Origin of the sequence: Kribbella sp. VKM Ac-2569 (assembly GCF_004216905.1) — a bacterium.
Classification (GTDB): Bacteria; Actinomycetota; Actinomycetes; order Propionibacteriales; family Kribbellaceae; genus Kribbella.
The window spans coordinates 91,322-102,392 of record NZ_SGXJ01000005.1 but is presented as its reverse complement, the minus strand read 5'-3'; the positions used below and the strand labels follow the sequence as shown (position 1 = coordinate 102,392).

At 68.3% G+C, this 11,071-nt stretch carries 10 protein-coding genes and 1 tRNA gene; 4 read left to right on the top strand and 7 right to left on the bottom strand.

The annotated features are described in order from the left end of the window. Position 1: 1 nt before the first annotated feature. Genes EV649_RS31525 through EV649_RS31510 form a run of 4 tightly spaced genes read right to left on the bottom strand, consistent with a single transcriptional unit; the run spans position 2 to position 1,463 of the window. Positions 2 to 415, bottom strand: coding sequence for a type II toxin-antitoxin system VapC family toxin (locus EV649_RS31525; RefSeq protein ID WP_130387303.1), 414 nt, complete (start codon positions 413 to 415; stop codon positions 2 to 4). Next, positions 415 to 660 carry a plasmid stabilization protein gene (locus EV649_RS31520; RefSeq protein WP_241998918.1) on the bottom strand — a complete coding sequence of 82 codons (246 nt, stop codon included), beginning with the start codon at positions 658 to 660 and terminating at the stop codon, positions 415 to 417. Before EV649_RS31520 ends, EV649_RS31525 begins: the two co-directional genes overlap by 1 nt. 41 nt (positions 661 to 701) lie before the next feature. Beyond that, positions 702 to 1,232 carry a hypothetical protein gene (locus EV649_RS31515; protein ID WP_130387301.1) on the bottom strand — a complete coding sequence of 177 codons (531 nt, stop codon included), beginning with the start codon at positions 1,230 to 1,232 and terminating at the stop codon, positions 702 to 704. 45 nt (positions 1,233 to 1,277) lie between these two features. Next, on the bottom strand, positions 1,278 to 1,463 hold the full coding sequence (locus EV649_RS31510; protein WP_130387300.1) for a PspC domain-containing protein: 186 nt from the start codon (positions 1,461 to 1,463) through the stop codon (positions 1,278 to 1,280). A gap of 195 nt (positions 1,464 to 1,658) precedes the next feature. Between EV649_RS31510 and EV649_RS31505 the strand changes: the two genes are divergently transcribed. Then, a tRNA-Arg gene (locus tag EV649_RS31505) sits at positions 1,659 to 1,730 on the top strand. Positions 1,731 to 2,591: 861 nt separating this feature from the next. Here EV649_RS31505 and EV649_RS31500 read toward each other — a convergent pair. After that, positions 2,592 to 3,125, bottom strand: a complete 534-nt coding sequence (locus EV649_RS31500; protein WP_130387299.1) for a helix-turn-helix domain-containing protein — start codon at positions 3,123 to 3,125, stop codon at positions 2,592 to 2,594. Between the two features lie 99 nt (positions 3,126 to 3,224). Between EV649_RS31500 and EV649_RS31495 the strand changes: the two genes are divergently transcribed. The 3 genes from EV649_RS31495 to EV649_RS31485 are packed head-to-tail and all read left to right on the top strand — an operon-like array spanning position 3,225 to position 10,064. Further along, positions 3,225 to 4,736, top strand: coding sequence for a serine hydrolase domain-containing protein (locus EV649_RS31495; protein ID WP_198682799.1), 1,512 nt, complete (start codon positions 3,225 to 3,227; stop codon positions 4,734 to 4,736). A 43-nt stretch (positions 4,737 to 4,779) separates the two neighbouring features. Further along, on the top strand, positions 4,780 to 6,144 hold the full coding sequence (locus tag EV649_RS31490) for a hypothetical protein (RefSeq protein WP_130387297.1): 1,365 nt from the start codon (positions 4,780 to 4,782) through the stop codon (positions 6,142 to 6,144). After that, on the top strand, positions 6,141 to 10,064 hold the full coding sequence (locus EV649_RS31485; RefSeq protein WP_130387296.1) for a hypothetical protein: 3,924 nt from the start codon (positions 6,141 to 6,143) through the stop codon (positions 10,062 to 10,064). Before EV649_RS31490 ends, EV649_RS31485 begins: the two co-directional genes overlap by 4 nt. On the opposite strand, the gene EV649_RS31480 is transcribed toward EV649_RS31485, so the two are convergent. Further along, a complete protein-coding gene (locus tag EV649_RS31480; RefSeq protein WP_130387295.1) occupies positions 10,051 to 10,434 on the bottom strand; it encodes a VOC family protein in 384 nt (127 codons plus the stop codon). The genes EV649_RS31485 and EV649_RS31480 overlap by 14 nt on opposite strands. Beyond that, positions 10,431 to 11,060 carry a maleylpyruvate isomerase family mycothiol-dependent enzyme gene (locus tag EV649_RS31475; RefSeq protein ID WP_130387294.1) on the bottom strand — a complete coding sequence of 210 codons (630 nt, stop codon included), beginning with the start codon at positions 11,058 to 11,060 and terminating at the stop codon, positions 10,431 to 10,433. Before EV649_RS31475 ends, EV649_RS31480 begins: the two co-directional genes overlap by 4 nt. Positions 11,061 to 11,071: the final 11 nt, after the last annotated feature.

Here is an 11,071-nt window from a genome sequence, read left to right as displayed (position 1 = left end):
CTCACTCCCAGGGATTGATCAGCTCTACGCCGGTCCCCTGAAAGTCCTTGGTGTTGCGGGTCGCAAGTGTGGCGTCCGCGACCCGGCAGATCGCCGCAATCTGAGCATCCGGGTGCTCGATCGGCAGGCCTGCACGCTCACGTCCGATCACGACCTCCGGATACAGCGCGGCAGCCGAGCCATCGAACGACAGGATCGAGTCGGCGAACTCGGCGAAGATCTCGTCGGCGGCCGCCGACAGCACCGTCCTCCGGCGTCCGGACGGCATTCGCTCGAGCCCGTACCGGATCTCGGCAACGGTGATCGCCGTTGTGCAGAGACCCTTCGAGCGCTCAGCCGCGTACCAGTCGACGACAGCTTTGTCCGGTGCGGGTTTCATCAACTCGGACCCGACGTTGGTGTCGAACACGATCATCAGTCGAAGTCCACGACCCGGGGTTTGCTGCTCCGCGGAGGGATGTCCAGCTCGACGCCGCCGAGCTCGGCGAACCGCTCGTGGAGCCGCTGCAGGATGTTCGGTTCCTCTTCGTCCCCGCCGACGGCTTCGACGATGATCGCGCGAGCCTCCGCCTCCATCGAGCGGCCGTGACTCGCTGCTCGGACCCGCAGCCGGTGCTTTACCTTGTCGTCGAGATTGCGCACTGTGATTGCCGCCATCATGACCACCTCCCTGTCAGCAATGATAGCAGTGATTTCAATGCTCAATGACCGACTGCGACGACGATGTGACTGTTGCGGGTGAGAGGGGTGTTCCAGGGGGCGGGTTTGCCGTCGACGGTGACTTTCAGGTCCGTGCAGGCGTCGGCGAGGCAGTTGGCGTCGTACCGGAGGCCCCAGAGAGTGAAGAACTGGGCGAGGGTGGGACGTTCGGAGGCGGTCTTGGCCTCGACCCAGACCTGTCCGTCGGTGGTGTGGGTATGGACCGCAGCCTGTTCGGCGCGGAGCTTGTCGACGCCGATCCCGGCCGGGACCTGCACCGGCTTGCCGTCGACCGTGACCGCGATGTTCAGCGTGTACGGCGAAGGGCCGGAGAAGTCGAGCGGGAGCCGTTCGAACCCGGCCTTGTCGATGTACGAGACCGCGTCCCGGGGAGCGTCCCAGGGCGGTGCGCCGGTCCGGAGGTCAGCAACTGCCGGCGGCGCGGGGCCGACCTGACAACCACCCACCACGCTGCTCGCAAGGAGCAGCGCCGCCGCCGTACCGACCGCCCGGCGCCACCTGCCTGCTCTCATGGAGAGTCAGGTTGCCAGGTACGCCGTGACGGTCGGTGAGCGGGGTCAGTCCTCCGACGGCAGCAGGATCCAGAGCGCGATGTAGATCAGGAACTGCGGGCCGGGCAGGAGGCAACTGATCACGAAGATCAGGCGCATCGTGTTGGCCGAGATACCGAACCGGCGAGCCAGACCGGCGCAGACACCGCCGATCCAGCGATCGTGTGACGGGCGGACCAGAGAGCTTGCCATGATGAGTACCGTTTTCCTTTCCACCGTTGGGCTTACGTCCACTATGACGGTGCCCACGACGGATCTGATCCCACCCGGCCGGTGTTCCAGGGTCCGCTCAGGGTCCCCCGTACGACGATCGACAGGGCTCGCAGTACACCGGCCTCCAATTCGGGATTTCGGTGAACTTCCTGCTACTGTTCTGCACGTTCCTGAGCCCCCGTAGCTCAGGGGATAGAGCACCGCCCTCCGGAGGCGGGTGCGCAGGTTCGAATCCTGCCGGGGGCGCGAACAATCTGGGCGATCTGTGCCGACGGAAAGCGTCGACCTGGATCGCCCGTCGTGCTTTCTGGGGTGCATGCTCACCACCGACGGGGCCCGAGCAGTGGACTGGCCCGGCGCGCACAGGACCCGCTCGCACGTCGCGGAACGGGAACGGACAACCCCGGCTCTCTTGTCCGATGTGGGGGTGGTGACCAGCCCGATCCGGGCTCGTGCGACAGGCAATGGTGGGTCGGCACCTGGTATTGCCTATCCCCAGTCACCAGCGCCTGTCCCCACTCCCGGCCGTCGCGCCGCCCACGGACGTACTGCCCGCGCGTCGAGCAGACGACGGGTTATCCCCGCGCGTTCTGGGTTCTCTATCGATACGCGAGGGGAGAACCCTGCACGCGAGGGGATATCCGGCTCTGTGACTGATGTGTGGTGGGTGGTTGAGGTGGTGCGTGAAGGGCGGGGTGTGCATTTTGGACAGGACGTGTCGGGTGGCTGGGTAGTGCACCTGAGCGTGATTGTGGTCGTGCGTACGGTGTCTCGCTGGTGCTCTACCTGTCGAACTTGCACACCGTCGGCCGACTGGCGGAGCGGCCGTTCGGGGTCAACGGGAGGATTCCTGGCCGATCCGGGCCAAATCCAAAGAGCGGGGAAAGAAAGTTGCATATGGCGACGATTCCTTTCCCCGCCATGACAGCTCACGCGGGCCGACGCGACAGCTCAGCCTCCGGGGCACCGCCAAACCCCACGACTCGACGGACACCGGCACCTGCGACACCTTCGCTCGAGGAGCCGCTGGATCGATCGGCCCAGCTCCTCGCGCCGCGCGGCTCGCAACTCCTGCACCGGCACCTGGAGCTGCGGAACGGAGTGGGGTCAGCTGTCGGGTAGCGAGAACATCGACAGGACTACGCGGTCCTTGCCTGGGGATTCTGCCAGGTAAGGGGTGATCAGTTCTTCGAAGGCTGACCGGAACGCTGTCATGTCCTCTGGGCTGAGGTAGAGGGCTAGTTGTGAGTAGCCCAACTGGTGTAGGCGGGGGTAGAGGTCGCCGCTCTCGACCACACGGTCGAAGTCGGCGGCTAGGCGGGTCAGGAGCATGAGGAAGGCCTGGCGGTGCTGGTCCGGGGTCATCGCGCGGGCTTCGCGCTCGTCGATCCGGCCCACCTTGGTTTGGTCCAGGGTGAGGGTGCGTTCTGTGGTGCCGCGGATCTTTCGTTCGCGAACCACCGTCAGGTAGCCGGCGTCGATCAGCGCGGCGACATGCCGGTAGAGCGTCGTGGTGGAGACGTCGGGGAGGTCGCGTTTCAGGTCCGTGGTGGTGACCTCGCGGCCCAGCACCCGCTGCACGATGCGCCAGCGGATCGGGTGCAGCAGAACGTCCAGCACCGGGGTCGGCGACTCCTCCATCGGCTCTCCATCAGGGATCTTTCAGGGTATCCATTGATACCAATGTTGGTAATAATAGCGGAATCGGAAGCATTCCTACTCGCCCGAGGAGACGTTGACGTGTCGCTCACCCGTCGTACCGTGCTCAAGTCCGCGGCCGCTGCCGTTCCGGTTGCTGCGTTGACCACTCTGCCCTCATCGGCCACCACAAGCAGGGAACCGGCCGCGATCGGGCGGCTGGCCGAGAAGATCGAGGCCGGGATGGCGAAGTACGCGATCCCCGGCGCCGGTCTCGGCGTCTGGTACCGCGGCCGGGAGTACGTCCGCGGCTTCGGGGTCACGAGCGTGGACACCGGCGCACCAGTCTCCGGCGACACCGTGTTCCGGATCGGTTCGACGTCCAAGACGTTCACCGCGACCGCGATCATGCGGCTCGTCGAGCGCGGCCGGATCAGCCTGGACCGGCCGGTCCGCGCGTACCTGCCGGACTTCGCGACGCAGGACCCGTCGGTCGCGGCACGCGTCACTGTCCGGCAGTTGCTGAACCACACGGCCGGCTGGCAGGGCGACTACTTCGAGGACACCGGACAGGGCGACGAAGCGCTCGCACGGTACGTCGCCGGTATGACGAAGGTCCCGCAGCTCACGCCGCTCGGGAAGGTGTTCTCGTACAACAACGCGGCGATCGGCGTGGCCGGGCGGATCATCGAGGTGGTGACCGGGAAGCCGTACGAGACCGCCACCCGCGAGCTGGTCGTCGATCCGCTCGGACTCGCGCACAGCCGGTTCTTCCGCAGCGAGCTCGACGGTTTCAGCGTCGCCGCGTCGCACAACATCGTCGACGGCAAGCCGGTCGTCGAGCCCTCGTTCGACGCGATGCCACGTGCGCTGCACTCGGTCGGTGGCCTGATCTCGAGCGCACGGGACCAGCTCCGGTACGCGCGGTACCACCTGGGGCACCGGGACCTCCCCCAGCTGCTCAGCGACCGCAGCAGGCTCGCTATGCAGTCGCACCCGGGACCGGGCGGCACGCTGTTCGTGGAGCTGAACGGGGTGGGTGTCACCTGGATGCTGCGGCCGACTGCTCAGGGTCCGAAGGTGGTGCAGCACGGCGGGGACTGGTCAGGTCAGCACTCCGGCTTCCTGTTCGTACCGCAGCGGGACTTCGCCATCACTTTGCTCACCAACTCCGAGAGCGGGCCGTCTCTGGTGGCAGAGCTGTTCGCAGACGACTGGGCACTTCAGGAGTTCGCCGGCGTCACCAACCTGCCCGCCGTACCGCAGGAGCTGCCGCCTCGGAAGTTGGCTGCTTACGAGGGCACGTACGTGTCTCAGCAGATCGGTTTCGACGGTAAGCCGGAGGAGCTCGGTCTCGACCTCACCGCTGACAGCGGTGAGTTGGTCGCCGGCGTGGGCGGACAGGCTCTGTTCCGATTCGCCTTCTACCGCAAGGATTACGTGCTCGCGCAGAACCCGGACGGCACGCCTACGCACGTCCGCGCCAACTTCGTCCGCGGCAGCGACGGACAGGTCGAGTGGCTGCGGTACGGCGGCCGCCTGTTCCGCCGTCAATCAGCCACCAAGAAGGCGTTCCGGGCGGCCAAGCTTCGCCACCCCGCCACGGTCTGGTAATTCGCCCGGCCCGGATCGAGACTGAGTCCGGGGGTGGGTTCGGATGGACGCAGTGGGGGCCGTGTTCCGGGATGCCGTCATCGTGATCCCGGGAATCATGGGGAGTTCGCTGGTCGACGTCGAGTCGGGTGATGTCCTGTGGGGCCTCGACGATGCGAGTTGGTGGGTCAGCGCGTGGACGACGGGAAGAGCGCTCAAACGCTTGGCCGTCACTGATGACGAACGGGCCGGCCGGACCGGCCGCGTCCGTGCCACCGGGCTGTTGCGCTTCCCGGCGTTCGCGCCGGTGCTGAAGGGCTTCGAGCCGTACACGAAGTTGCTGACCGGGATCGGACGGGTGCTCGCACATCCAGATGCGTTGTGCGAGTTCCCGTACGACTGGCGGCTGTCCGTGGAACACAACGCGCACGAACTCGAGCGACTGGTCGACCGGCACCTGTCCCAGTGGCGGGCGCATCCGTCGGGCAGCGCCGACGCGAAGGTCGTCCTGGTCGCACACTCGATGGGCGGCCTGGTCGCCCGCTACTACCTGCACGTGCTCGGCGGTGCGTCCGACGTCCGTACGACGGTCACCCTCGGCACGCCGTACTACGGCTCCGTGAAGTCGGCGTACATCCTGAGCTCGGGAGACGGACTTCCGATTCCCCGCAAGCGGCTGCGCAAGCTGGTCCAGCACATGCCCGGGCTGTACGACCTACTGCCCTTCTACCGGTGCGTCGACGAGGGCGCGACCGCCCGCCGGCTCGAACCCAGTGACATCGCGAGTCTCGACGGCGACCGCGAACTTGCCGAGGAATCCCTTCTGCGGCACGACAAACTCATGCAGGGGGATGCCGGCGGTCTGCGGCTGCTCATCGGCGTCGAACAGCCGACGATGCAGAGTCTGTCGATGCGCGACGGCGTACTGACGCCCCTCATGCACACGTGCATCACCGATCCGGCCGGAGTGATCCGGGAGCGGCTGGATCTGCGCGGCGACGGCACGGTGTTCCGCCGGTCGGCCGCCGGGTTCGGCCTGTCCCCCGGCACGCTCCCGCAGTCCCATGGCGCCGTTGCCGCGACCGAGGAAGCCATCTCGCATGTGCGCGACGTCCTGACCAACGACACCGCCGGTCCCCCACTCGGCCCCGGTGAGATCGGGATCGACGTACCCGATGTCGTGTCGGTCGACGAGCCGCTCACGATCACGGTGTCCGGCGCGGACGCGACCGGTACGTCGTGCCGGGTCGTCGACGCCTTCAGCCGCTGGCAGGTCGCGGTGCCGCCGTTGGAGCGTCGCGCCGGGGTGCTGACCGCATCGGTCGTCCTCCGGGAGCCGGGCGTCTACCGGGTCGAGGTGAAGGGCGGCGGCGCGTCGGCCGTCACCGAACAGGTGCTGGCGGTCCCACCCGAGGAGGCGGGCCAATGAGCGAGCCGACTTTCACCATCTATCCCATCCCGATCGCTGCCTACAGCCCCGACGTACGGCGGCCGTTCGCGTCGATCCCGGCCGAGGACGACGCCAAGGCGATCGCCGACCTGCTCACGCCGTACGGCGGGGTTGTGCATCCCTGGACCGACGGCCGGCCGGATGCCGCCTGGGTGCAGCAGGAGCTGGGCGCCTGGGCGGATCGGGACGGGCCGCGGAGTTCGGTCCTGGTCTGGGTGGGCCATGGCGAGTCGGACACGGAGGATGCCTGGCTGGCCTCGTACAACAGCACGCAGCACATGAAGGGCTCCGGCCACCACGCGGAGGAACTGGCGACTCACCTGGCGGACGAATGGGCCGGCCGCAGCGATGACCCCGGGGCGTGGACGTTGGTCGTCATCGAGGCCTGCGGCGCCGAGCGGTTCGTCCAACTGCTCGCGGCGAAGATCCTGTCCACGACGAATCCGGCCAAACGCTTCGCGCTGCTCGGTGGCGGCGGCACCGGATCGGGCTTCCTCGAGGCGGTGCCGAAGGCTCTGGACCTGGTGTTGAAGTCCTTCACGGCCAACGACGAGGTGATCCGGGTGGCCGACCTGGTCGGCCGGCTGGAGGACCAGTTGGCGTTCGGCTTCGCGATCCCGATCGGGCTAGGCCAGGCCCGGCCGCTGACCCCGCCGGCGCGGCCGCTCGGTGCGGGTGTCACCGCCACCCAGGACGTCTATCTCGAACTGGAGGCGTTCCTCGCCGGTCTGCCGAAGGATCAGCGCAAGTTCTTCGTGCCCAAGGCGCAGGGGGCGGAGCTCGGTGAGCCGACCTGGTACTTCGAGGGGCGCAGCCGGGAACATCGCGAGATCACCGAGTGGCTACGCACGACCAGCTCCGGACTGCTCGCCGTCACCGGGCCGGCCGGCTCAGGCAAGTCCGCCGTCCTGGGCAACCTCGTCGTACACAGCAACCCTTCACTGCGCGAGCTGCTGATCCGCACCGACCGGGTTAAGCGGCTGGCCGCGCCGGAGCAGCCACCGGACGACGTCTTCAATGCCACAGTCCTGCTCACCGGTCTGACGACCACCGAGGTGATCAACCGGCTGGCGGCAGACCTTGAAGGCGAGCCAGACGTCTCCACCACGCTCGAAGGTCTGCGGACGGTGGTCGAGGGCAGCACGGTCATGGTCGACGCGCTGGACGAGGCCCAGGATCCGCCGGCGGTGGCCGCCGTACTGCGGCAACTGTCCGAGGTCCCCGGCTGCCGGGTCGTCGTCGGCACTCGCCGTTCGACCAACGAAGGACTCGACCGCCTGGAGCCGGTCGACACCAACCTGCTGGACGCGCTCGAACCGATCGCGACCGTGACGGTGGACCTCGATCCCGAAGCGGTGACGAGGTACGTCGAGCATCGGTTGAGTGCACTGCCGATCGACCCAGGTACCGCGGCCGCGGCCGCACGCAGCGTCGGCGCGCACAACCGGCACTTCCTCTACGCCCGGCTGGCCGTGCACGAGATCCTCGCCCGGCCCGAGTTGCTGACCGCTGACGCCCAGCCCGAGCTCGCAGAGTTGCTGCAGCAGGACAACCGCGGCCTGTTCGCGACCGCTGTGGACCGGCTGACGGTTGCCAACCGCAACTTCCGTCCGCTGCTCGAGGCTCTTGGCCATGCCCGTGGCCGGGGACTCCCGCGCGCCGACGGCACCTGGGCGACCGCCGCCGGCGCGTTCACGGACGGCCGGCCCGGCGAGGCCGACCTCGACAACCTGCTGGTCGCGGCGGCGCCGTACGTCATGCTCGACGGGGAGCACGGCCAGAGCACCTACCGGCTCGCCCACCAGACGTTCGTGGAGCACTTCCACGCGCAGCCGTCGTACGCCGCCGGCCACCGACGGATCGCGCGAGCGCTGGCCACGCGGCAGCGGGCGGCCCTGGACGGTTGGGCGGACGCGAACTTCTACGCGGTTCGCTACCTGGCCGAGCATCTGGTGGCCGACGCGGACCGGATCGCACCGGCTTCCGCGGCGGTCGTCGACCTGGTGACCGATGCCGGCTGGCTGACCCGCGCGGTCGACCTGCTCGGCGTCGACCAGACCGATGCGGTCATCACCGCGGCCAAACTCGTGATGGAACAGGACGCGTCCCGCAACGACGTCGATGCGACGGTCCGGTGGATGACGACGTTCCAGCCCGTCGACGTGGTCGAACGGACCCTCCGCCGCAGCCGGACCACTCTCACTCGCGACCCCACCCAGCTCCCGGGGCAGCTGCACGCCCGGTTGAAGGAGTACCCCGGCGCCTCGATGACCGGGCTGGGGGATGCGGTCGGCCGGCTCTCGACCACACCTTGGCTGCGGATGGTCGAGGGCAGCCTCGACTGGAGGGCAGATCTGGAGTCGACCTACGGCACGACCGGCAAGGTCCGTGGACTTGGCTTCGGCCACGTCGACGACCTTCCCGTGGTCGCCATCGCGGTCGACACCCGGATCGAGTTGTGGGATCCGCGGACCGGCGTACCCGATCCCCTGTCGATGATCGTGCTCGACCACCGGGCGACCGCTGTCGCGATGGCTGTCATCAATGGTCGGTCGGTCGTGGTGACCTCGGCCGGGTACGACCGGATCGTCGAGGTGTGGGACGCCCGTACCAAGGAACGGATCGCCGCGGCGGACGTCGGCCTCGGTCACGCCATCGGGGTCGGCCGGGTCGACGGGCGGCAGGTCATCGCCGGCGTCGACTTCGGCCGCTCGCTGAAGATGGTCGACGCGGTGACCCTGCGGTCCTTCGACCTTCCGCCGGCGCTCGAAGCCCTCGACGTACGAGGCTTCGGGATCGAGGACGACGGCGCGTTGGTGCTCCTGGCGGTGCAGGACGAGCCTCCTCCGGACCGCGCCCATCGCATTCTGCTGATCAATCCCGTCGACGGTCGTGAGGGGTGGCGGACCGATCCGATCCAGTTCGACAGCGGCAGCGACCTGGACGTCATGGCCGGCGCCCCGATCGGGGCGCCGTTCGTGGTCGCCGCGGGGATCGGGAGGAGTCTGTTCTGGTTCACCGAAGGGCACGCACACGTCGAGAAGTCGCCGTACGACGAGCGTGCCCGGGCCATCGCGATCGGCGTGGTCGGCGGACATCCGATCGTCGCGGCGGCGCCCGACCTCGACGGCACCGCGCTGGTGCAGTTGCAGCAACTCGAGTACGTCGCGAACCGTGACGGTGTTACGCTCTCGCGGCTTGGCAGTGCCTCAACGGGACAGTGGCGCTACGACCGGTTCATGCCGACGAAGGTCCCGGAGGAGCTAGGCAATGAGCCGTCGCGCACCGCGTTTCGCCCTCGGCCACTCGACCCTGACCGGCCGGAGGGCTGGCCGCAGTCGGTCGCGGCGGCCGGTGAACTGGACGGAGTGCCGGTCATCGCGACGGGATCGGTCGACGGCGCCGTCTGGGTCTGGGACCGGCGAACCCTGTCCCCCGCCAGTCGGGAAGGCGAGCGTCCCCGCGCGATCGCCGGTCCGTTCGTCGAGCTGCCGTCGTACGTGCTCGAGCAGGGCTGGGACCTGCTGTACGTCAAGCCGAACCTGGAGCAGGCGACCTCTGTGGCCTTGGGCAACGTTCCCGGGTACGGCGCGATCGTCGCTGTGGCGTGCGGCGGGCGGGCGCGGGTGTACACGATCACGGACGGGAAGCGGATCGAGAACCCGGCGGACCGCGCCTCAGCGGTCCAGTGTGTGGCCATCGGGTCGCTCAACACGCGGACCGTGCTGGTCACCGGTTCGACCGGCGGCAACGTCGCGGTGTGGGATCCGGCGGCGGGCACCCGGATCGCCGGGTTGTACGTCGACGACCCGATCACGCATCTGGCCGTCGATTCCGGCCGGATCCTGCTCCGGACCGCGACCCACGGCGACTACGCCCTCGAGCTCAAGGAGCCGTGACCATCCACAGGTGCCCGTCGGGGTCGGTGAATGTGGCCATGTAGGTCCACGGCTTGCGAGTCGGCGCCGTCACCTGCACTGCCCCGGCGGCGACCGCCTTGGCAGCCAGCGCGTCGGCAGCCTCCTCGCTGTCGACCTCCACGCTGAGGATGCACTCGCTCTGGCCATGAGGTGCGGCCGGCTGATCACCCAGGACCCAGCCGAAGCCCTCGGTCGGGATCAGCATCATCCTGACGTCGTCGGCCAGCTGGAACTGCAGCGGTTCGGGGATGCCGTCCTCGGCCGGCTCACCGACCGGCGTCAGGCCGAGCGCCTCCTGGTAGAACGCGTACGAGCGCGGCCGGTCCTCGATCGGGAGACAGATGATCATCGGGTCACTCCAGCGGTGAAGCGGTCGGCGTCGCGACCGGAGAGGTGGTTGGGTGGGAGGCTACGGCCGCTGAGGACCAGCAGGAGGTCCTGTGCCGTGCTGGTGAGCGGTGTGCCGCTGCCGTAGGTCCAGGTGAGGTCGGTTGCCTGCAGTTGTACGCCGGTCAGGTCGACGCCGAAGTACTTGGCGTGGCGTGGCCTCATCGCGTCGAAGACGATCCGCAGCCGCTCGGACGGCACCTGCCGACCGATGCCCAGTGCAACGGTCACGTCGAGGCCGTGGATCACGTCGTGCGACAGCGCGCCCTCATAGCCGCCACCGGGTGGTTTCCACGGGTGGTTGATGTTCTGCCGCAGACACTCGACCAGCTGCGCCGACGTCAGCTCCGCCGCATCCTGTCGCGCCTGCCGGTCGGCATACCGGTTGAACTTGCCACCGGCCCGGACCATCCCGGCCAGGAACCGCGGCACCGAGATCCGGTACGGCATGGTGATGTGGGCGACCACCTCCCGCACCCGCCACCCGGCACACAACGTCGGCTTGTCCCAGTCCTCTTCCCGCAGCCCGGCCAGCACCTCCGCCAACTCGGCCCGCTCTCCCGCTACAGCACTCCTGATATCCGTCATACCTCACCGAC